This is a genomic window from Sodalis sp. RH21 (assembly GCF_047324175.1).
GTDB lineage: Bacteria > Pseudomonadota > Gammaproteobacteria > Enterobacterales > Enterobacteriaceae > Acerihabitans.
The window spans coordinates 4,897,172-4,918,544 of record NZ_CP178732.1; the positions used below are offsets into that span (position 1 = coordinate 4,897,172).

15 protein-coding genes and 6 pseudogenes are annotated in these 21,373 nt (G+C 49.8%); 7 read left to right on the forward strand and 14 right to left on the reverse strand.

The features are described from left to right. The first annotated feature begins 1,304 nt into the window (after positions 1 to 1,304). A complete protein-coding gene (locus ACL2XP_RS22665; protein ID WP_413735501.1) occupies positions 1,305 to 4,262 on the forward strand; it encodes an RNA-directed DNA polymerase in 2,958 nt (985 codons plus the stop codon). A 326-nt stretch (positions 4,263 to 4,588) separates the two neighbouring features. On the opposite strand, the gene ACL2XP_RS22670 is transcribed toward ACL2XP_RS22665, so the two are convergent. The 7 genes and pseudogenes from ACL2XP_RS22670 to ACL2XP_RS22700 form a co-directional block, all read right to left on the reverse strand. Then, on the reverse strand, positions 4,589 to 5,077 hold the full coding sequence (locus ACL2XP_RS22670) for a GNAT family N-acetyltransferase (protein ID WP_413735502.1): 489 nt from the start codon (positions 5,075 to 5,077) through the stop codon (positions 4,589 to 4,591). Further along, a complete protein-coding gene (locus ACL2XP_RS22675; RefSeq protein WP_413735504.1) occupies positions 5,074 to 5,367 on the reverse strand; it encodes a DUF1778 domain-containing protein in 294 nt (97 codons plus the stop codon). Before ACL2XP_RS22675 ends, ACL2XP_RS22670 begins: the two co-directional genes overlap by 4 nt. A gap of 320 nt (positions 5,368 to 5,687) precedes the next feature. After that, the gene (locus ACL2XP_RS22680; RefSeq protein ID WP_413735506.1) at positions 5,688 to 6,161 is read right to left on the reverse strand and encodes a hypothetical protein; all 474 of its coding nucleotides are present in this window, start codon (positions 6,159 to 6,161) and stop codon (positions 5,688 to 5,690) included. Positions 6,162 to 6,205: 44 nt separating this feature from the next. Then, positions 6,206 to 6,298: pseudogene (locus tag ACL2XP_RS22685) on the reverse strand (hypothetical protein); the annotation flags it as partial. Positions 6,299 to 7,084: 786 nt separating this feature from the next. Then, positions 7,085 to 7,343: pseudogene (locus ACL2XP_RS22690) on the reverse strand (DUF2442 domain-containing protein). A 449-nt stretch (positions 7,344 to 7,792) separates the two neighbouring features. Continuing rightward, complete coding sequence (locus tag ACL2XP_RS22695) at positions 7,793 to 8,062, reverse strand: hypothetical protein (protein WP_413735507.1); 270 nt, start codon at positions 8,060 to 8,062, stop codon at positions 7,793 to 7,795. A gap of 91 nt (positions 8,063 to 8,153) precedes the next feature. After that, positions 8,154 to 9,288: pseudogene (locus tag ACL2XP_RS22700) on the reverse strand (IS3 family transposase). 1,555 nt (positions 9,289 to 10,843) lie between these two features. On the opposite strand from ACL2XP_RS22700, the pseudogene ACL2XP_RS22705 reads away from it, so the two are divergent. Further along, a pseudogene (locus ACL2XP_RS22705) lies at positions 10,844 to 11,002 on the forward strand (IS3 family transposase); the annotation flags it as partial. After that, a pseudogene (locus ACL2XP_RS22710) lies at positions 10,996 to 11,094 on the forward strand (Arm DNA-binding domain-containing protein); the annotation flags it as partial. The pseudogenes ACL2XP_RS22705 and ACL2XP_RS22710, both read left to right, overlap by 7 nt. Here the strand turns inward: ACL2XP_RS22710 and ACL2XP_RS22715 are convergent. The 3 genes from ACL2XP_RS22715 to ACL2XP_RS22725 form a co-directional block, all read right to left on the reverse strand. Beyond that, positions 11,082 to 11,489, reverse strand: coding sequence for a hypothetical protein (locus tag ACL2XP_RS22715; RefSeq protein WP_413735508.1), 408 nt, complete (start codon positions 11,487 to 11,489; stop codon positions 11,082 to 11,084). The pseudogene ACL2XP_RS22710 and the gene ACL2XP_RS22715 overlap by 13 nt on opposite strands. 14 nt (positions 11,490 to 11,503) lie before the next feature. Next, a complete protein-coding gene (ada, locus tag ACL2XP_RS22720) occupies positions 11,504 to 12,574 on the reverse strand; it encodes a bifunctional DNA-binding transcriptional regulator/O6-methylguanine-DNA methyltransferase Ada (RefSeq protein WP_413735509.1) in 1,071 nt (356 codons plus the stop codon). A gap of 225 nt (positions 12,575 to 12,799) precedes the next feature. Beyond that, complete coding sequence (locus ACL2XP_RS22725) at positions 12,800 to 13,228, reverse strand: methylated-DNA--[protein]-cysteine S-methyltransferase (protein ID WP_413735510.1); 429 nt, start codon at positions 13,226 to 13,228, stop codon at positions 12,800 to 12,802. Between the two features lie 41 nt (positions 13,229 to 13,269). Here ACL2XP_RS22725 and ACL2XP_RS22730 point away from each other — a divergent pair. After that, positions 13,270 to 13,520 (forward strand): annotated as a pseudogene (locus ACL2XP_RS22730) (DUF3644 domain-containing protein); the annotation flags it as partial. Positions 13,521 to 13,927: 407 nt separating this feature from the next. Here ACL2XP_RS22730 and ACL2XP_RS22735 read toward each other — a convergent pair. Both ACL2XP_RS22735 and ACL2XP_RS22740 read right to left on the reverse strand, forming a co-directional pair. After that, a complete protein-coding gene (locus ACL2XP_RS22735) occupies positions 13,928 to 14,134 on the reverse strand; it encodes an ester cyclase (RefSeq protein ID WP_413735512.1) in 207 nt (68 codons plus the stop codon). A 268-nt stretch (positions 14,135 to 14,402) separates the two neighbouring features. Further along, complete coding sequence (locus ACL2XP_RS22740) at positions 14,403 to 14,999, reverse strand: TetR/AcrR family transcriptional regulator (RefSeq protein WP_413735514.1); 597 nt, start codon at positions 14,997 to 14,999, stop codon at positions 14,403 to 14,405. Positions 15,000 to 15,140: 141 nt separating this feature from the next. Here ACL2XP_RS22740 and ACL2XP_RS22745 point away from each other — a divergent pair, with 141 nt between their 5' ends. The 3 genes from ACL2XP_RS22745 to ACL2XP_RS22755 all read left to right on the forward strand — a co-directional run bounded on the left by ACL2XP_RS22745 (position 15,141) and on the right by ACL2XP_RS22755 (position 18,301). Further along, positions 15,141 to 15,539: a RidA family protein gene (locus ACL2XP_RS22745; protein WP_413735515.1), complete on the forward strand. Its 399-nt coding sequence runs from the start codon at positions 15,141 to 15,143 to the stop codon at positions 15,537 to 15,539. A gap of 716 nt (positions 15,540 to 16,255) precedes the next feature. Next, complete coding sequence (locus ACL2XP_RS22750) at positions 16,256 to 17,305, forward strand: porin (RefSeq protein ID WP_413735516.1); 1,050 nt, start codon at positions 16,256 to 16,258, stop codon at positions 17,303 to 17,305. Positions 17,306 to 17,326: 21 nt separating this feature from the next. Then, a complete protein-coding gene (locus tag ACL2XP_RS22755) occupies positions 17,327 to 18,301 on the forward strand; it encodes a hypothetical protein (protein WP_413735517.1) in 975 nt (324 codons plus the stop codon). Between the two features lie 154 nt (positions 18,302 to 18,455). On the opposite strand, the gene ACL2XP_RS22760 is transcribed toward ACL2XP_RS22755, so the two are convergent. Together ACL2XP_RS22760 and ACL2XP_RS22765 are read right to left on the reverse strand one after the other, a co-directional pair. Then, a complete protein-coding gene (locus ACL2XP_RS22760) occupies positions 18,456 to 19,838 on the reverse strand; it encodes an MmgE/PrpD family protein (protein ID WP_413735518.1) in 1,383 nt (460 codons plus the stop codon). A 67-nt stretch (positions 19,839 to 19,905) separates the two neighbouring features. Beyond that, entirely contained in the window at positions 19,906 to 21,360 is a 1,455-nt protein-coding gene (locus tag ACL2XP_RS22765; protein WP_413735520.1) for an anion permease, read from the reverse strand. Positions 21,361 to 21,373: the final 13 nt, after the last annotated feature.

Consider the following 21,373-nt stretch of genomic DNA (forward strand, 5'->3'; position numbering starts at 1 on the left):
AGCAATAAGGCGATGAGTGTTTATAGTTTGATATCATAGCATGAGTAAATTGTTAGTCACGTACTCTCGTAAAGCCAGGATTTGAGATAGACTTAACACTTTAAGCATCTAAGTCACCTAAAGACAGCACTTTCATAACAACTGTAACTAATTAAGTATTTTAGCTACATTTCCCTGATGCTTGATGTAGCATAAACCACACCTTTATCAATCCAGACAATCGAAACGTAAACCAGAAAAAACTTATCTGCAAAATTGCAAGATATGTAAATAGAAATTATCTTCTACTAAAGGCATACGACCGAAATTCGGCGAAATATTAGATATAATATGGGCGTAGTCTGGACATAAGTTCTCTTTCCATAACTTGAAAATCTTTCTGTTTTGCAAGAATTAGAAAAACTAGATGCAAATTCTTACGCAACTTTGCTAACTCCTTCTTTCAACACTTAGAAATTCAAAAACATGGTACTGCTGTCTTCCATCAATGTAATTTAAGCTTTACTATCATCCATAGGAAAAAGCCTCTTGTGATTTAACTTTGAACGATTCATTACCAGAGGCTTACTATCAGTTACCAAAAATCAAACTTCCGATCCTCCCGCACAGATGAGGATTATCGATGAGTAATTAACGCCCAGTAGGTCCTGGTGGATTACAGGGTCTTCCGCTAGGTTTACTATTTGGACGGCATTGCGCCATTTGTGTGGTACTTTGTGCCAGAACTTCGGGTTTTTTATAAATCATACAATAAATCTCCTTTTTACAAGGCTATGATTACTTAATGTTTTATTATCAACAAGGAAGATAGAGAACACATTGTCTTAGATCAAATGTTGGGCAATCTAACTGGTCAAAATGTGAAGTCTGAATCACCACGGGTAATCTAGACACTTCCGAGCCGTTGTGGACTGCCCCTAGGATCAATCCACTGGATACCCGGACAGCGTTGACAAATTGGCTAAGTTTGCCCACGAGCGCCAGCTGACTTGCGGGTATACTTCAGATGTTGAATTTCTAAAGGATACATTGTGCGGTCAATTTCCGTACAAAATACCGTTATGGCTAGATTATGAAATCTTTATTACCGGGAAACAAAACTGTTGGTCGTCGCTGCGAGGGTTTTCCTCCCAGCATGGACTATGAAGTGTCTATCATCCCGCTGACTACTCGTATACACTTTTACCTCGCTGGCAGCGAGCACAGTCAAACGGCCATCACAGATTTTGTCACAGGTGTCGAAAATATGCTCAGACAAAATTGATAGATAAAATAAACCATCAAACAAACTAAGGTGTTATTAGATGAAGCTTGATATCACTCACGTTAAAGATGCATATATATATCTAAAAAGCTACGCCTATCATGAAAATCTTAATCTCTTTCTCAAGCAAGACATTGCTGAGTTTGAGGTAAGTAACGAAAACCTTAGCCATATTTTTAATGATATAAAAGACATTATTAATGGGGAACGCACTGTTGAAGGCAAAAAATTCAAAACATGGTTAAAAAGTATTAGTTATCATCTCCTACCTAAGCTTGTAGAGCGAAAGGAGAATTATGGTCAAAACGGAAAAAACGAAAGCAATGGTCTATTTATCAGTAATGTTCGCGATTCAGATAAATATCAGGTTTCTAAGGTAAATTATTTTATTAATGCTCCTGTAGAAATTCATATAATTGAAATATTGTGGTGTCTTTTCGCAGGACCCGCACTGGAAAATATAATGAGCAAGGACTGCTATGGTAATCGCATGCATCCTTCTTCGTTAAAATATGTAACCGATACTGATGGAGCAAAAGGTCAAGAAATATTCAAGCGGTACATCGATCAATACAATCGGTGGCGAGATCAGGCGATTGAGGTAGCAACAGATATTGCAAAAAATGGTGATGATGTAGCCTTGTTATCACTTGACTTAAAATCTTATTTTTATCATGTAGATTTAAACTTCGAGAAGATTGATGACGAAATTAAATCTCATTACAAGGATGACGTTACTCAGGCGGCACTGGCTCTCAAACTTAACCGGTTTTTAGAAAATATTTATTCACGTTATCAAAGTGTAATTGCCTCCAAAATAAAGCAGACACACATTAAGTGTAAAGATAAAAAAAGTCTACCTATAGGATTAGCCTCTTCAGCTATTATTGCAAACTGGTATCTCTCAGAATTCGATAACATCATAGGAAATGGTATAAGACCAGCCTACTATGGCCGTTACGTAGATGACATAATTATGGTTTTCAAACGCCCAATCTTTTCTGCTACTGACCCTATCAAATCTTTTGTAGATCAGTATCTCAATAATGTTCTGAAAACATCCAGTGGAGATTCTGAATACGTAATTAACGTGGATGACAACTTACTTCCGATTCAAAGGGATAAACTAATATTACAATTTTTCGATAAAGATCATAGTCGTGCAGGGCTTGAAGTATTCAAGCAAGAACTGGATGAAAGAAGCAGCGCGTTTAAATTTTTACCGAGCGAACATATTAATAAAGAGATGGACCAATTTGCTTATGATGTGCTCTATGATGGCTCCGCCAACAAGTTGCGCAGTATCGTTGGACTTGCAGAAAATGAGACCGAGCTGGCGAAGTATCTATCCAGTCATATAACTGCTCATAGACTCTGTAAACTTGACAAAAATAATCAAGTACTTCCTCAGATTAAACAGTTTTTTAAAGGACAAAATGCGCTCCAGTTTTTCCGTCTATGGGAAAAAATTTATCAGTATTCGGTAATTACTCGCAACTACAGCTTTGCTTCGTTTTTCTATCAATATATACAAGGAGAAATTTCTAAGATTGATAGCATTATGCCAAACTCAAAAAGACATTCTCCAATGTTAACCCAAAAACTACATGAAGACATGGTGCTTTATAGCAAACTTTCCTTATGCATTACCGTCGGATTATTTGATATAAAAAAAGTGCAAGAAGAGAACGATATATTTACCAGCAATAATGAGGGCGCATTCCATACAGCAAAGCGTGATCTCAGTAATTTGATTATTTATGGTTCGGATTTACACATTTTTTCATGGCAATTCAGATTTTCCAATCTCATTAGACACCATCTCGTTGCCTGGCCTTTGGCAAATTATTCAGACCAATATTCTGATTTAACAAATGAAACCGACTTTGTAAACAATTCACATTTTGAAATAGATAAGAATAAAATTAAATACTCGCCTCGGTTTATTCATTTCGATGAATGGCAAATATTTCATTTGAGTAAAAACCTGAGCCCCAACCGTGGCCTAAACCACTGGATGTCTCAGACAATTGATGAATACAAAGAAAATTTTTTTGGCCATAATTTTCCAGTCTCGTTTAGTAGTGAAGAAGTAAATGATGCAGGGATAACAAAATCACATTTACATGTGCATAGTAATGATACAAAAGCCACAATCACTTTAGCTATTGCTAACCTTCAGGTAGATGAGAGAAATATTAGTTCTGCAGTTCGAAAAGATTGCAAACCTAACCTCAGTTTTGAACGTCAAGAAAATTTATATAGCATCTTAAATTCAGCTTTACTTGAAAAAGCCGATCTGCTAGTTATGCCTGAAGTAGCTATTCCTGTAAGCTGGCTTCCCTTCATGGTGGCATTCTCAAGAAGGAATCAAATTGGTTTGGTTTTTGGGTTGGAACACTGGGTTTCTGATAACGTGGCATACAACCTTATTATTGAGGCACTTCCGTTTAAAATTTCTGATAAGTATAATTCCTGTGTAATGACTGCTCGAATTAAGAATCACTATGCACCATCAGAACTAGATCTTCTCGAATCTATTAGACTAATTCCGGGAAATAATGGATTTAAGCCGAATGCTTTTTATCACAAGGTTTCATGGCGAGGTATGTCTTTCGCTACTTACAACTGCTTTGAGCTTTCTGATATTACCCATCGAGTGTTATTCCGGTCGGAAATAGATCTCCTATTTGCATGTGTCTGGAATAAAGACACCAACTATTATCAGCACATTCTTGAATCAGCAGTGAGAGATCTCCATTGCTATACAGTACAATCTAACACTTCACAATATGGTGGCTCTTGCGTGCTTCGACCAACTAAAACGGATAGTAAAACAATGCTCTATGTTAAAGGTGGCGAGAACCCGTGCGTATTGACGACGAAATTGGATATTAAAGGACTAAGGGAATTTCAATATAAATCAAAACCTAGTTCTAATGACCATTTTAAACATCTACCTCCAGGTTACGACAGCAATTCGGTACTAGAGCGTTAAATTGACTGAATGAAAAGGAGTTTTATCGCGAGACGATCGATAAAAATGACATCAGCCCTGAGTTACCACTTATTACGGAAACTAATGAGCATCAAAGTATGCGTACCAAAGTATTGATACTTGGATTATGGGCTTTAATGCCCCTAGCCAGCCGTTTGGCTACTCGTTTCAGCCTGTCATTCGGCACTGGCTTGCTTATAGTGTAGCCATCCCGCATAATCGAGCCAATTACTATTTGGGATCATTGTTTTCCTTACAAAAGAGACAACCCAACCATAAAAAAAAACCTGCTAAACCGAGGAACAAATCGCTTTACACCGGAGAAATCAAACGCTCCCCGCCAAGTCCCCCAGCGTCACCATCAACATCATCGGATCAATCGGCGAAGGTTCAAACCCTACCCGCAGGTAAAACTCCCTTGCCTCATCAGATAGCGCATGAACCAGCATTCCACGAATACCGATAGTTTCCGCCACCTGAATCACCCGTAGCCCCGCATCTCTTACCAGTGCCCGCCCTACACCCTGGCAGTGCAATGATGTATCTACCGCCAAACGGCCCAGCACGACAACCGGGATCGGATCGGGCATATTGCGGCGAAAGCGTCCAGGCGCGGCAGTTGTCATCACTGCACTCGACGCCAAAGAGTAATACGCCTTCACCTTTGAGTCGTCGCAGCAGACGAACGTTCGGGATGCACCGGTAAGCTGATTTTTCATCGCCCGCTGTTTTAGCCAGTTGTCCATAGAATCCACGCCGCAGCAAAATGAGGAGAGAATATGCCCGGCGTGAAGGGGCTCAGGGGCTAAAATCACTTTTTCTGTTCCCACGGCGCAGGTGTTTGCATGGTTTTACGCAGCGCGGCGTTGGATGCAGGAACTTGATCCAGACGGGCAAGAAATTCCTGATAGGCCTCCGGGTCCGCCATAATGATGCGCTGCTCGATCAACGCTTCCTCGGCGGCAGCGTGCGCGGCCTCCAGCACAAAGTCAGTACGGTTTTTTCCTTTAGCCTTCGCCGCACGATCGATAAGATCGCGCTCAGCGGGTTTGATGCGTAAATTCAATGTTTCGCGTTTGACAGAAACGCTGTTCGTCGCTGGCATGGTGTCATCCTCCTGAGTCTTTCTCTGGAGATAAATTATACAGCATGCGTAACGCTGATGTCATTACGATTTATAGAAAACATGGGGAATCGAACCAAAGGAACGAATCGGGCCCTTTCCTTCGAATGTTGTCACACCTTTTTGATCTACAAGCAAAAATACGGGTCAATCTGCGGGTCTTGACAACCGGCGGAAATAAAATTTATGATGGAATTCAACTTAATAGAAAACTGAATGACCCCGAGTCCGGGCACCATTTATTAAAGAAATCACGATTTAAAAAAACCAGCCTGACGGCTGGTTTTTTGCTTTCAAGGTATTCAGTTTTCCTTAACCATATCCAGTTCCTCTATAAATTTTGCCCCGTCTGCGGTACGTATCCAGCGCGGCGCGCGCAGTTCGTCGGCGAAATACACCAACAAATCAAACAGCAGCCCGGCAAGAACCGGCTCCATCTCCGGCGATAGCGCACGCTCCGCCAACAACCGCGCCAGCGCCTGTCCGTACCCGCAGAGCAGATCGGCATCGGGCTCAAAGCGAGGCGATGTCCTGGGCCGGTCATCCACGGTCAGGCTTTCAATCAGATGAGATGGAATGGCATCGTCCAACGTGGGACGCAACTGCGCCAGGCAAAGGTCAAGCCGTGCGCAGAGCTTTTGGCGCTGTGCCGGATCGTCGCTTTGCAGCAAAGCGTCGGCCAGGTTTTCACAATGGCCGGCCAGAACGGTGAAATCGGTGGTTGAATTGAACGGGATGGAAAGTAACGCATGAGTTTGAGTGGGGATCGTAGCCATAAGGCACCCTCAGTGAGTAACAAACTATTCCCACCACCGGAGAGGCTAATCTCGCGGGTGGTGGAACCGGACGGAGTTAGCCTTACCGGCCTCACTGACACCGGCGCGTCTTGCGACGCCCCCGTCCGGCCCACCATTGAGATGTAGCAGAACGCACGACATAAAAAAAGCGCAAACGCGCTTTATGTCGTCAGTGAAGTTATGCAGGAGGCTAATCCCGGCACCTGAGTTTGCAGGCGCAGCTAAAAGATACCGTTAATGGCAATGAACTACAAGGGATATTTGTGTGGGAGAATGGCCGATAAAATTTTATTTAACCATTGTTTATCAAATGGTTACTTAATAAAAATTTGAGCTGAACTATGCTCCTCATCTCGGCCCCATTATCTTGGCTGCCGATAACGGCATGGCCGTTTTAAATTGTTTATGGGGATCGTTAGTGAATATCAATTAGGGTGAGAAATGAGTTTGTCATGGCATTGAGGTCAACTTTTTTCATCACCGGCTTATGGCGAACCACTTCCAGCGACCGATTTTGGTAAATGTCACTCCCCGGGGGACGGTGAGTACTCGGGAAAGCGGGTCGGCAGGAAATGCGCCGCTGTCAGCGTACCCGGCGGCCAGCAATGACAGCGTGAACCGCGTCAGTTTGCGACCTGTAATGCGAAATAGGTTGTGCCATCAGTATTTACGCCTGAATAATCTTAATTAAAGACGGATATTCTGGCGACGGCTAGAACAGGGACAGCACTGAACTTTTTCTGCTAATTGAAGAAAAAACATTATTAGGGATAAGCATTATTCTCAGGGAACAGGGAACGAAAAAATTTATTGTCCCTGAATCGGATACGGCGGAATTAATGCAATTATCAGGAGAGGAAAACGCCGGGATTACCGGCGCTTTGTTGGTTCTTAACCTGCTTTCATGCTGCAGTGTGGGGGCGGTGCGTCACCTCTCCGCGCCCGGCTAATAAACCTTCAACAGAAATATCCTCATCGAGATTGTCCCAGTGGATACCATGCCTGCTGAGTTCGAAGCTATTGCGGTCTTCATCAGATACATCCATCAAGCGGGGGGACCAGAGGCATGCCCAAAATTCTGGCATCGCTCAGTTCAACCCACATGGTTGCCTTATCAAACCGCACGGTTTTTGCTGAAATGGTTTCAGATAAAATAGTCATTCCATGCCTCCAGAAACGACGTTTCGTGTCTCCGCGTCAGGCTTAGGGGCCTACTGGGCGGCACTGGGCGAACAAAACCCTATCCGCCTGGCAAAAACGCGCCGCGTCCATCGAGAATATGAAACGTTTTAATCAGCAGCGTAACCGCTAACCCCTATCTGGATTAAGCCGCCACTCAACCCAAAACTTTCCAATAGCGGAGCATGACTAGACCTGACAGGCTGCTGAGGGCGTGAAGCGGACTACCGGTTTGAGCGAAGCCGGTTCCGATCTTTATATTCCTTCCCCCCTTCCTAAGCCATGCGGACTTAAAACAATCATCAGCTTATCTCACCCCAAAGCACCGATGAGCGGCCTGAACGGCGCACAGCGATGTACAAGTCTTAGCCTCAACGGTTCATGTCACTGCTGTCCGTCAATCCAAGGCCATCGGAAACGGCATGCTCTGGCTACTTTTTCCGGAAAAGAAAAACGGCAACTGCCGTCAGAACGCCTATCAGGGGCATGGCTATAGCGCCTGCTAAGAAGTTATGGTGATCTATTCGCTTTTCCCTGCGGATATCAACAAAGCGGGCAAGCGCGTGTTTTTTATCAGTGGCGCTGACCTCTTCGAATTGTTTCTTATAACCCTGTTCAGTAAGCTGAGAGGCTACGTCCGCGTCTGATTTTTCCAGAACAACGGTTTGCTTACCCTTTTTGAAAAAAAAGTAATCCGGCATTTGGCGCTCCACATGGAAGAGGATATGATTAAACAATATATCCGGTCTAACTCAATTGGACTGCCCCCAAAACCGTGGACATATCCTGTCCTCACGATGAGGCCCGTTCAAAGGCCTCGGGACTGACCCCGCCCAGATGGCTGTGCCGGCGGGTACGGTTGTAGAACACTTCAATATAATCGAAGATATCGGCGCGGGCCAGATCGCGAGTCTTGTAGAGTCGCTTTCGTATCCGCTCCTTTTTCAGGCTGCTAAAAACGACTCCGCCACGGCATTATCCCAGCCATTTCCACGCCGGCTCATGCTGGGCTCCAGATTATTGGCCAGGCAGAAACGCCGCCAGTCGTCGCTACCGTATTGACTGCCCTGATCCGAATGCACCAGGACGCGCCCGGCGGGTTTACGCCGCCAGAGCGCCATCAGCAGCGCATCCAGCGCCAGTTCGCGTGATAGGCTGGGTTTCATCGACCAGCCCACCACATTGCGCGCAAACAGATCCAGAACCACCGCCAGATAAAGCCAGCCCTGGCAGGTGCGAATATAGGTGATATCCGTCACCCAATACTGGTTAGGTGCCGTCACGGTAAAAGCCCTCTCCAGTCGGTTCGGCGCGACCACCGAGGGTCTGCCGGCGATGGGCCGCGGCGCTTTATAACCACGCACCGCTTTGATTTTATTGGCACTCATCAACCGGGCCACGCGATGCCGGCCGCAGGTTTCGCCAATTTCCCGCAGGTCGTCAAATACCCGCCGGGCGCCATAGACCCCACCGCTGACTGCATAAGAATCGCGGATGAGACCGAGCAAACGCTGGTTGTCTATCGCCCGGGCTGAGAGCGGCCGGTGCAGCCACTCGTAAAATCCTGCCCGTGCCACACCCAATACCCGGCACATCGTTTTAACGCGATACTCATGTCGATGATCGTTGATGAAGCGATACTTTAATCGGGGTCCTTTGCAAAGTACCGCGCGGCTTTTTTTAAGATATCGCGCTCTTCTTCCGTGCGGCGTAACTGCGCCTGCAGCTTGAGGATCTCGCTTTTGGCTTCCAGCAGATCGGCGGCGTGCTGTTCGGTTTTATCCGGCTTGATGGCTTTAACCCACTTATACAGGCTGTGGGGGGATACGCCCAGGCGGGCGGAAACGTCGGTGACAGAGTAGCCGCGTTCAACAATTTGGCGGACGGCTTCTTCTTTAAACTCTGGGGTAAAACGCTGTGTTCCCATGGGCTCCTCCTATGCTCAAACTATAGGCCAGGAATGTCCACGATCCCAGGGGCAGTCCAACTATAGGCCAGGAATGTCCACGATCCCAGGGGCAGTCCAGGCGACGTCGCTCGCGCTCAGTAAGAACAGTACCCATGATTTCGCTTTGACCAGTCTTAAACATAGTTCTAAGCCTACCTCTTATTTTAGGCGGGTCAAAGTGTATGGATCATCAGGGGGCTAATACACCAAATCAGTATGATGGGGCCACGGAGTCAGTATCAGCGGGTCAATATCGAACGGTAGGGTGAGTTCGCCACCCGCTTACAAAGCATTGACAGAAGGATACAGCCTATGATCTGAATGGCCATCCTTTTGACGAACAGCCAGGGCAAGTGTTAAGCCTCACAGACGTTAAAAGCCCCTACTCGGAGAGTCGGGGCTTTTAAGGTACTACGAACTTAAGATTTAACATTAATCAACTTTATAACAACTTACTGCCATGGGTACTGCGTTCATAGATGTACATGCGTATCACAGGATATATGAGCTACCTATATCTTACGATGTCCTCCCATCTGTTGACTGAAAGGTAATTGTTCACTTAGCCCTATTCGAATAACCCTAGCTAAGTCTGTACAGTACATCCCCCCTCGCGATATATACTCTGTGTTACGTGGCTTTACTTCTGTCGCGATATACATAACCTAATACCGTTTTACACCCATCGCGAATACTCTAACAACTATAAAGCCTTAACTCATCGCGTTTTCAGCACTAAACTAACATGCGATTGTAGAGATTAACTACTGGGCCTTAAAACATCGTCGCTCGGGTTTATTAAAGCGACCCTAACCGACATGGTGACACAATATACTTCATGGCCTTTATCGCATTATACCTTAATTTTATCCACTTCATACTTCATAATACTACTTCTTCTTCACCTTCACCGCCAACTCAATATAATCGTTACTGCTCAATGCGCTGGCGTTAGATATAAATTTAATACATCTTGCGATAATGTCAATACTGTTTTTACAACCATAGTTTTATTATCTGTAAATCACACTCGCGCTAGTCGGCTCCGCCTATCCAGCTTATTTTTCTGATGATGTGGCGATTGAGATTTAGTCTATTGTGTTCTATACAGTGTACGGGCACGCTCCGCATTAATTTCTCGCTTGGCTGCCAATATAAAACCGTGCTGCTGGAACTGAAATACATAATTATCTTTCATTTTAGTTACATTTCATTAACTGGGGGCGTTGGCGTGCGTAGCTGGCAAATGCTTATTGTTCTCATGGGGAGCCTTATGGTTGGCCTTGCTTGTTTTGGCTTAATATTCTCACTTCTACAATTACAATATAGCTAAGCTTGTTACATCAGAAAAAACAACGATAAAAGCATCCGCAACCTGATGGGGACGCGTATCAAAATCTTTATTAAATGGCGGTGAGTTGATAATCACAATCTTGCTCGAATTTTAAGGTTTAACTCGTTTTTTGTCGTCATCGGTGCAAAAGTGATCCACCGGAGGTGCGGACCAAAACTTGGACTACTTTGGAGGTAGTTCATGTACTCATACGAAGACCGCATCCGAGCGGTTAGGCTCTTTATCAAAGTCGGGAAGCGCACCAAAGCTACCGTTCGTCAGTTGCACTACTCGACGAAGAATGCTCTTAAAAGCTGGCATCGAGAATATGAACGATATCATGAGCTGCACGTTATCTACTGGTATCAACCAGCGGTTCGCGCCTGTGGTATTCCCGCTACCGCTTCGGCGGCAAACAGTCCCGCCTGGCCTTCGGTGCCTATCCACAGGTGATGCCGGGTATTTTGACGGGTTGGTTTTTCTGCCAAGCTGCATACTCTTTGGGCATGCAAACAGCACATGGCCTATAGCCGCAGCCTCGTTCAGAAAAAAGACGCGGTGCTTCATGTAGCCACCACGGGCAATACCAAGCCGGTTCAAATGGGATAGCGCCTGAACCTGGCCGGCTTTCTGATTGCACCGGCGGGAATCTACCACTTCCGCCGGATATGGCCGCCGAGGCTAGTGGAACGCGATGTGCGGCGCTCATGGTTTCGGTTAGGCGCGCCAGTTCGCGCGCCGTATCCGGGTGCAACAAGCCGGGCAACACGGCGTAGCCTTCGATGTCCAGTTGCGCGGAAATACCAACCCAATCCAATCGATCAATATTCGCGTAGCGTGCGGTCATTGGAAGGTTCTCCGTCAGCTCTTAGCTTCGGCTTCGCGGCGCAGCAGCTCGCGCTTGCGATCCACGCCCCAGCGGTAGCCGGCAAGATCGCCATTGCGCCGTACGACGCGGTGGCAGGGAATAGCCACGGCCAGGTGGTTCGCGCCGCAGGCTTGCGCGACAGCGCGCACCGCTTTGGGCGACCCGATGCGCTCGGCGATCTGCGTGTAGCTCACGGTCGTGCCCGGGGGAATTTCACGCAGCGCCAGCCAGACGCGCTCCTGGAAGGCCGTGCCCTGCACATCCAGAGGAAGATTCAGGCCGATTGCCGGCGCTTCGATGAAGCCCACAACCTGGGCCACCAATTGCTCGAACTCACCGTCACAGCCAATAAGTTGCGCCTTGGGAAACTGGTCCTGTAGACCGCGCACCAGCGCGTCCGGGTCATTGTCCAACAGAATGGCGCAAATACCGCGCTGACTCTGCGCAACCAGAATGGCGCCCAGCGAACATTGCCCCACCGCGAAACGGATGACCGCTCCTACACCGCCCGCCCGGTAGTCCCGTGCACGCATGCCCAATAGTTGATCGGAGGTTTCATAGAAGCGGCTGTTGGAATTGAAGCCGGCGTCATAGATGGCGCTGGTGATAGAGGCTTTTGGGGCGCTCAACTCCTCGCGCAGCTTGCGGGCGCGATAGGCCGAGCTATAGGCCTTGGGCGTCAGGCCCGTTTCAGCTTTGAACAAACGATGAAAATGAAACGGACTCAACTCGACCTCGGCGGCCAGGACGTCGAGTTGGGGCGGCGTCTCCGACGTTTCGATCAGCCGGCAGGCGCGCGCTACCAGCGCGGCGCGCTCGGACGCGGCACTGGTCTGGTCGCCGTGCGCGCGGCGGCTCGATCGATAGCCCGCCGCTTCAGCCGCCTCGACCGAATCGAAGAACTCCACATTCTTGCGCTTCGGTAGCCGCGCCGTGGAACTAGGATGGCAGTACACGCCAGTGGTACGCACGGCATAAATGAAGTGTCCGTCGGCGGCCGCATCCCGCGCCCGGACCGCTTCCCAGCGTGCATCATCCGTGTCGTAAGCAGTCGTCGTTTTCATGGCGGTAATCCTGAATTGGTTAATCACAGCGCCAGTATAGGCGGGACTTCATTCGCAAGAACTCTGATTCTTGCGAATGAATTTCATCGGCTGGGACGTCGCCACAAATACCAGGCCGCCACTGTGCGCCAAGGGCTCCATGCTTCGCGGATCTCACGCATCTGGCGCGGCGTCGGCGCATTCATCAGGCCCTTAAAACGGCGGTGGCCTTTCCGAAAGCCGAAGTCACTTATCGGCAGGGTGCAGGATCGCTCCAACCAATAATTCAGGAACATTTGCACCGTCCATTGACCAACGCCACGCAGGTATGCCTGGCGCCCGATCGGCGCGGCATCTGGCGGACGGCGCGCTTCGTCGAGGTTGGATAGCAACTTGATGGCCCGCCGGGACGCACGGTACGATGATGGCAATGGGGTTGGCGCCATTGGCCGCCCCCACGTCGATGGCCGCCCGCGGGCCGTCAAAGCCCAGTTCCTTGGCCAGCTTGCCGTAGGTTGTGGTTGTCTCCGTCGGGATACGGCGCAATGCGCCCCAGACCCGACGTTGCAACTCCGTACCAGCGGTCTCCGTTCGCAGCACGTCCAGTGCCTTCGGTTCCCCCGAGAAATAGCGATCAAGGGCCCCGGCGATCTCGGCGGGTGCGGGAATCTCCATCAACTTTAGGGCTGTGTCCGTTATTGCTGGGTAGGATCACTTGGCTTGGGGAGTTATTCCATTTGTTCAAGCTTGCCCCGCGCAAATTTTTTTCGCAATACCGGTGAGCAAATTGACGGCAGCTTCCGATTTAACGATGAGTTTTATCTGCTTGAAGCTAAATGGCATCAGCAAAAAACACCTGCCGCCGATCTGCATGTATTCGAGGGCAAGCTGGCTCGACGCGAAACTACGACACGCAGCAGAAACCGGCGAACCGTTTGCAGAATTTGAGCGTCTTTGTGCTCTTAAAGCGACTCATCCTGCATCAGGAAACAATAAAGACCGCGCAGCACCGTTCTCGAATTCAGGTGGTCAGTGCCTCCTACGAATTTACTTTGCGCAGTACTCAAGCGCCAACCTTGATACCCGCGCAAACTTACTTGAATTGTTCGTTACCAGGAAGGCGACGGCGATAGCTGTCAACGAAGTTGATACCAGTCAGCGTACCGCCGGCCACCGGGCCATTTTAATCTCCGTGGTCGCATCCACCACGGCCGATTCCAGAGCAACACCGCATACAAACGCTGGCAGAGCACGGGGTAACTATCAATTCATTTCTTATCAAAGAACGGCGGCCAGCAGCGGGGAAATATACTGTTTGACGAGGTTAGAATGGTCGGAGTCGGGAGGATCAGTGAAAAAAAACTAAGACCGTACCTAGTTGTTGAGGTCAGGGAATGCGGCACGGAAGTCGGTCATGAGGAACTTGATATCCTCGCGGCCCTGGCGAGGTTCGCGCAGTGAGTATTTGAGCAGCATGTCCGGCGCGGCGATCTCATCGATCACCGCGAGATTGACATCTTTGCCCCAGAATTCCGCGAACCAGCGGCCAACGATGGCCTTGTTCTGCTCTTCTTTGCTCATCGTCCGCTATTCAGAACTCCGATTCTTGCTGTCTAAGTAAATCCGATGTCTTTGCCGTAGTACCGGAGGAGCGCCCATTCCTCACCGGTAAAAAAGCCTGTTTTCAAGGGGTAATCTGCGCTGAACCTACAAGAGGGAGCAGGTCAAAAATAATGGACATCATCTTCAATAACTTGACGAGTAATTAACAGACGGTTCGGGCCATATGATTACGTTGAATAGCCAAACAGGTAATAATGAAATCTTTCACGTCGCCGAGATACGCATTCTACGGCCTGCCCGCCAGCAGACCGCTCACCAGAAGCTGAAAAGCATCTATCGCTTTTGGCAACGTCATCACCGGCTCTTCGCTCGCCGCGACCCAGAGGGCGGCATTCAATGCGGCCCCGTTTAGCAGACGAGCCGCGGCCTCTACATCCACAGGCTTTAAAATACCTTTATTCACCATATCAGCCACCGCGCTCCGGGTCGCATCCAGACAGGCATTCTGACTTGGCCACCGCGAGGGATCGCCCAGAAACGCCGGCCCATCCAGCAGAACGATACGCTGCACCTCTGGATCAAGCGCCATCTGAATATAGGCAACCCCTTCCGCCAGCAGCCTGGCCCAGTCATCCTCAGCAGACTGCGCCATTTCTTGCGCTCTCTTGGCCATCTCGCCATCGATCTGTGCGACAACAGCAGCCAGCAGCCCTTTTTTATCGCCAAAATTGTGATACAGCGCCCCCCGGGTCAGCCCCACGCTGGCGGTCAGATCGTCCATTGATGCTGCGGCAAACCCTTTATCAGCAAAGGCTTTACGCGCCGCTGAGATAAGTTTTACCCGGTTCGCCTCCATGGTTCCGGCTCGACGTTTCATTGCCATGCTTCCTCCATTTTATATACGAGCCGTATTTTAATTTACATACGGGGCGTATGTATAATACTATTCACATACGTTGCGTATGTGAGATTAACCGCATATGTCATGCAACGGCCGAACCGGCCCCTAAAAAAAGGCAATCCTATGATCCAGCGTGACCCGATTTTCCCCGCCAACCGCCATGCGTTGTACCAAAAACACCAATACTCCGCCGCCATTCGCTCCGGCGACTTATTGTTCGTATCCGGACAGGTTGGAAGCCGTGTCGATGGCTCGCCAGAACCCGAATTTGACGCCCAGGTAAAGCTTGCTTTTGAAAATCTTAAGGCAATCCTCGCCGCCGCTGGCTGTACACTTGACGATATTATCGACGTGACGACATTCCACACCGATCCTGAAAAACAGTTCGACACAATCATGGCGGTGAAGCGAGACATATTTCCGCAATCTCCTTACCCGAACTGGACAGCAGTAGGTGTGAACTGGCTTGCCGGGTTCGATTTCGAAATAAAGGTGATTGCGCGTATTCCTGAAAAAATGTGATCCTGCAATATCAGAACGGCAATCGATATGTAAAGCATACTATGCCTGATAGGTTTGGACTTATCAGGCATGCGCGAGAGCAATAGCAGCCTGCGGTATCCGCCGTTTTCCGGATACCGCGTTTTTTAGCTTCACGTTAGTACCTCACTTCCTGCAATCGATCATAATTGTGAAAAACCGCGTCTATAACGGAAGCGGCGTTACGCCGGATCTTTTCGATTACAGTAAAGTCTTTGACAACCGGACCCGGCGCTGCAGCCAGCTGGGTAGCATTAATCCAGGAGCCATTACACTCGGCGTGATTGACCCTGGCCGTACCGGCGCTATAATCTTTATCTTCCGTCCGCACGGTTCTGAAGCGCCATTCTTGGAATTTAGTGATCCCCCTTCTTTGATATGTTAATTAATTTCCATAATGTATTATTGCTCACAAATCCAGCATGGGAATTTTTTATTCCCCTTTCAAATTGCCAAATTTCGAGTGCAATATATCCATTGCTAGCACGGGGAGTATGACTTTTCAATCAAAATACGGCAATAAAACGGCTGCCGTGTTTTATTGATCTGATCGCTCATTTTGTATAATTTTTTGACGATATTTAAGTCGTCGAGGATCGTATTATCAATAATAATTGACATTGATAGTAACCTTTAAGTCAAGACATTCCCCCCCTTACAAGGGGTAACTATATTTTATTACCTCAAAGGAAGACCCAATGAAAAATATAATTTTATCGGTTTTCTTTACCTCATTATTTCTGGCAGGATTTACTGAGGCCGCAACGGTATATAATAAAGACGGCACCAAATTGAATCTTTATGGCCGTATCGAAGCTAAAATCGGCAATGAATGGACCAGCGATCAAAGCACCGCGGCAAATCTCACGGGACGTTTAGGCATTGACGCACAGCAAAAGCTCGATGATACATTTACCGCGATTGGCAAGATGGAATGGCAGGTCAACACGCAAGCAAATGATACCGAAACTTCCGACGACACCTGGAAAATACGGTATGCGTATGCCGGCGTGCAAACTACAGAATACGGTCGAGTGATGGTTGGCAGAACGCGCAACCCCATGTACCAATGGATGGGCATAACCGATAGGTATATGAATTTTACGCCAAACGTCTATTCCAATTGGGTCGGCACCCGTATCGATTCATCCTATCAGTGGAACCGCCAAGACGGTACCATTCAGTATGAATATTTGGGACATAACGTTGATCTGCGTACCGCCTATCTGATGGGCAACGGCGCGGGAGACAGTACCGTCGAAGATGGTTATATGAGCAGTCTCGGTTATACTTTTAAAACCACGCTCTTCGATAAAGCTTTAACCATTAAACCGGTCGTCGCTTGGCAGAAGTTAACCAAGAATCCGGAAAATAGAACCTTGTCGGGTAATTATACCCATTACATACAAGAGGGCCTCGGCCTTCGTGTTAACTATGATAAAACCTATTTGGGCGCGACCGTCGGCAGGCAGAAATATGAGCGGATCAATGCGGTCGAACGCAAGTTTGATGCGCTGGATACCTTGGCAGAATATTGGTTCACCAAAAAAATCGCCTTGCGCGGTGGCTATTCGCAATTAATAGAAAAAGCAAACGATGATTATGCCCATCGTAAGCAGTGGTTGGTAGAGGCAGAATATAAGCTACAGAAGGATATCCACCTTTCAACAACCTATATTCGTGATGAGCGCGACGATTATGAATCGCCGGATAACTTGTGGGTTGTCGGTCTGCGTTACGAATTTTAAACATTATTCAGGGTGAATAAAATGAAAATCAAATTAAGTATATTGAGTGCATTATTATTAACCTGCGGGTTGAGTCACGCGGCAGCATTACCACAGGGAAGCGGAAGTTTTGGCTTTGTGGTGCCGCAGACACACAAAAAGATGGAAGTGTTCAGCTATCAACCGCCTGGCGCCGATGCCCAGACGCCGGTGGTATTTATACTTGCCGGTTTAAACCGCGACGCGGATAAATACCGCGATTCATGGGTGGAAAATGCCACCAAAAACAAATTAATTGTTATTGCACCCCGTTTTGGCGAGGAAGATTATCCGGGGAATGACGGATATAACCTCGGTAATCTGGTGAATTCAAAGACCGGTAAAACCAATCCTCGCGGGGAGTGGGCGTTTACCGTCATTAGCGATGTGTTCGCCAGTATGCAAAAACAAGGCATCACCAAGCAGAAACAATACTATCTGTTCGGTAACAGCGCCGGTTGCCAGTTTGAGCACCGTATGTTGACCTTTGCTCCCGATGGCAATATAAAAGCAGCAATGTGCGCGGCGGCCGGCTGGTGGACAATGCCTGATGTCGAAAATCCCTGGCCCTATGGCCTGGATAATGCGCCGGTTGCCGTTAGCCGAAAGCAATTGGCCGCCTATTTTGCCCTACCCGTGTTGATTACGGTCGGCAGCAAGGACAACGATCCCTATCATCCGTTGCTGCGGCGTTCTTACGCGGCCATGGCCCAGGGCGAGAACCGGCTCGAACGTGCGAGATCTTATTTCCTGACGGGCAAACAGAAAGCCAAACGCTATAAGCTTCCTTTCAATTGGGCGTTCACCACATTGGAAGGCGTCGGGCATAACGGTGCCAAAATGTCGGCATACGGCGCCGAACAGTTTGCCTGGTTTGAGCAACATGGGAAATTCATGACGCAGGAACAACAGGAAACTAAAAACGAGGATGGCGGAGAGAGAAAATCCCAGGATGACGCCAGTAGCGAAATGAACTAAGCCAGTTGCGGCGCAGGAAATCCCGCCGGAACTCCTTGGTGGCGAAATCAGCAAGGCAATCACCGCCGAGTAGTCGAAGACATTACGGCCCGTTCCCTATACAGGGAACGGGCCGTAACCTTTGATCCGGCCGGCCTGCCCCCGGGGTGGAGTTTCATAAGCGGAACATACGCAATCCAGCGAGATCTCGGTGGGCCGGCATTGCAAGCAGGAAATCCAGCAACTTTTCTCCCATCGCGGGGGACCAGCCGCCGTAAATGATATTCCCGCGGAATTTGCGCAACAGATCGTCGTGGGACAGGGGGGCGCGTGAACTGCCGCGCATATAGGGCTGGCGGATTTCACGCACCTTGCCGCTACGGAAGGTGACCTTGATGTGGCCGGTATAGTTGGCCGGGTACTCGTTGTTCGGATCGACGACATAGCGGATCTTCTGGGCCAGCCGCAAGATCCTGGGATCGTGGACGAGTTCCTCGGAGAATTGCGCCAGCCCCGCATCCTGCTCGAAATAGGCCATGGCCATGCACCAAGGAACGCTGAATTTGGCCGCATAGCCGTTGCCGGGCTGATGCTTTTCCGCCAATGGCTCCCACAGCCGATGGACGTAGCCGTCGCTCGTCTCGCAAAGGATATCGGCGATGTCGTCCGGATCGTGGTTCTCGGCCGCCAGACGGATCATGCAATCCATATAAGGATGGGTCATGGTGCCGCTGGCAAAGGGTTTGAAGGTCAGATTATCGATCCGCCAGTTCTCGCCCACACCTTGGGTAAGGTGCTCATACGCGGGCTGCGCCGTCGGCGCGAACGCGTGATAGAAGCTGTGCTTGCCCTCGAACACCCGCCGCGGCGCGAGAAAACCTTGCTGGGCGATGCGGACGGCGCGATAGCCGGCCTGCGCAGCCCAGCCGGGATGCAGGCGCTTGGTCCACGCCCCTTCCGCCAGATATTCAATGATACCCGAGGCGAGGCTGCCGGCGACGCCGAAGGCGCTGGCCATGGTCCGTGGATTCAGGCCGAGTGCGGCGGCGACACCGGCGGCGGCGCCGAACGGTCCGATTGCGGCGGTGGGGTGGAAGCCCTGCGCGTGGATCTTGCCCGGCGCGACGGCATTGAGCCGGCAGGCGGCTTCCATCCCAATGGCGACGCCGAGTATCAGGTCCTTGCCGCTCAGACTGTAGCGCTCGGCAGCCGCCAGCACAGCCGGGACGGTGAAGCATCCGACATGGAGGGGGGACCCTTCCAGGGTATCGTCGAAGTCTTCGCCGTGGATAGCGGCCCCGTTCACCATGGCCGCTCCCGCCGCATCAAGCGCCCTGGACTGGCCCGGCGCGGTGCATTCGCCGTCCCGATCGCAACTGTCGATGAGCTGGCGCACATAGAGGGCGTGGCGTCCGGAGATCATCAGGCCGAAACAATCGATAAGATCATCGAGAATGATGCCGCGGGTTTTTTCGGGAATATCTTCGTAACGGACCTTGGCGAGGCTGTGGGCAAAGCGTTCGCTGACGCTGAGGTCCGAGGTGGCGGACTGGCTCATGTTGGAACTCCTTATAAAGGTATGGATCAAAAAAAAGAAAATCATCGTATTAACGCGCAGGCCGCCATTAGATCAGGCCTACCATCCGCCACCAGATCGGGCCGATGCCCAGGTAAATGGTCAGGAACACGACACAGAACAGCAGGCCGAGCAGCCAGAAGGGCCGCAGCGGGATATAACCGGAGTCGTAGAAGATGGGTCCGGAGCCCAGTCCGTAATGCGTGATGCCGCCCATCAAATTACTGGCGAAGCACAAACCCAGCACACCGAGCACCGGCGGCGTCCCAACTGCCAGGATGACGCCCAGGAATGCCGGATACATGGAGGCCACGTGCGCCGTCGCGCTGGCGAAGAAGTAATGAGCAAGCACATAGATCACGCACAATAGGATAAAAGCCGCGTGCCAATTAAATCCGCCGACGTAGCCTGCCAGCAACTCGCTCATCCACGGAATGAGGCCGAGTTTATTAAGGAAGTTGGCCATCATGACCAGAGCAGAAAACCAGATGAGCGTATTCCAGGCGCCCTTTTCCGCGGCCAGATCGGACCAGGACAGTACCCGGGTCAAGAGCAGGACGGCGAGGCCGACGAGGGCGGCAATGGTGGCGTTGACGTTGAAAAGCATGTCGCCGATGGTCCACAGTCCGATCAAGCCGACGAACACGCCGAGCATGATGTACTCGCTACGCGTAATCTTCCCCATCGCCGTTAGCTTCTCTTTAGCGAGCGCCGCGGCCTCGGGGCTTTTCTTGATCTCGGGCGGCCACACCACCATCAGGATCAGCGGCAGCACGGCCAGGCACAGGAAACCGGGGACGGCCCCCGCCAGGGCCCAGGTACCCCAGGTGATATCCACGCCGGCGTCGCGGGCGAAACCGACCATCAGCGGGTTGGACGCCATGGCGGTCAGGAACATCGCCGAGATGACCAGATTGCCCTGGAATGCGTTGGACATCAGGAACGATCCGATGCGCCGGCCGGTACCTTTGGCCGGATCGCTGTCGTAGGCAAGGGAAATCGCCAACTGCAGCGGGAACAGGATGCCGCCGAGACGCGCTGTGTTGGAAGGAATGACGGGAGCCAGGACGATATTGGTCAACGTCGTGGCGTAGGCCAGGCCAAGGGGCGTTTTACCCACCTTGCTCATGAACAGATAGGCGATGCGGTTGCCCAGTCCGGTCTTGAGGAAAGCCCGCGAAATAAAAAATGCGCTGCAAATAAGCCAGATCGTCGTATCGCTGAAGCCGCTCAGCGTCTGTGCCGGCGATAGCGTCTGGGTTAGTCCCGTCACGGCGATGGCGGTAAGGGCGATGACGGCCATCGGATAGGGTTTGGTCATGAAACCGACGATTGTCGCCACGAAGATGGCGAACAACTGCCAGGCCTTGGGATCGAGGCCCTCTGGACTTGGGATCAGCCATATGGCCAGGAACGTGCCGACCCATGCCAGGTGCGGCCAGTACATCGCGAGAAAATTTTTCGTGGGCGTTTGCCCTGCCGGAATACTTTGAGTGTTCGTCATGGTCATCTCTCCG

Excerpts from the sequence above, each read along its gene's own strand:
- ACL2XP_RS22665 (WP_413735501.1), top strand. The coding sequence starts at position 1,305 with ATGAAGCTTGATATCACTCACGTTAAAGATGCATATATATATCTAAAA.
- ACL2XP_RS22675 (WP_413735504.1), bottom strand. The coding sequence starts at position 5,367 with ATGCCAGCGACGAACAGCGTTTCTGTCAAACGCGAAACATTGAATTTA.
- ACL2XP_RS22680 (WP_413735506.1), bottom strand. The coding sequence starts at position 6,161 with ATGGCTACGATCCCCACTCAAACTCATGCGTTACTTTCCATCCCGTTC.
- ACL2XP_RS22695 (WP_413735507.1), bottom strand. The coding sequence starts at position 8,062 with ATGCCGGATTACTTTTTTTTCAAAAAGGGTAAGCAAACCGTTGTTCTG.
- ACL2XP_RS22715 (WP_413735508.1), bottom strand. The coding sequence starts at position 11,489 with ATGACCGCACGCTACGCGAATATTGATCGATTGGATTGGGTTGGTATT.
- ada (WP_413735509.1), bottom strand. The coding sequence starts at position 12,574 with ATGAAAACGACGACTGCTTACGACACGGATGATGCACGCTGGGAAGCG.
- ACL2XP_RS22725 (WP_413735510.1), bottom strand. The coding sequence starts at position 13,228 with ATGGAGATTCCCGCACCCGCCGAGATCGCCGGGGCCCTTGATCGCTAT.
- ACL2XP_RS22735 (WP_413735512.1), bottom strand. The coding sequence starts at position 14,134 with ATGAGCAAAGAAGAGCAGAACAAGGCCATCGTTGGCCGCTGGTTCGCG.
- ACL2XP_RS22740 (WP_413735514.1), bottom strand. The coding sequence starts at position 14,999 with ATGGCAATGAAACGTCGAGCCGGAACCATGGAGGCGAACCGGGTAAAA.
- ACL2XP_RS22745 (WP_413735515.1), top strand. The coding sequence starts at position 15,141 with ATGATCCAGCGTGACCCGATTTTCCCCGCCAACCGCCATGCGTTGTAC.
- ACL2XP_RS22750 (WP_413735516.1), top strand. The coding sequence starts at position 16,256 with ATGAAAAATATAATTTTATCGGTTTTCTTTACCTCATTATTTCTGGCA.
- ACL2XP_RS22755 (WP_413735517.1), top strand. The coding sequence starts at position 17,327 with ATGAAAATCAAATTAAGTATATTGAGTGCATTATTATTAACCTGCGGG.
- ACL2XP_RS22760 (WP_413735518.1), bottom strand. The coding sequence starts at position 19,838 with ATGAGCCAGTCCGCCACCTCGGACCTCAGCGTCAGCGAACGCTTTGCC.
- ACL2XP_RS22765 (WP_413735520.1), bottom strand. The coding sequence starts at position 21,360 with ATGACGAACACTCAAAGTATTCCGGCAGGGCAAACGCCCACGAAAAAT.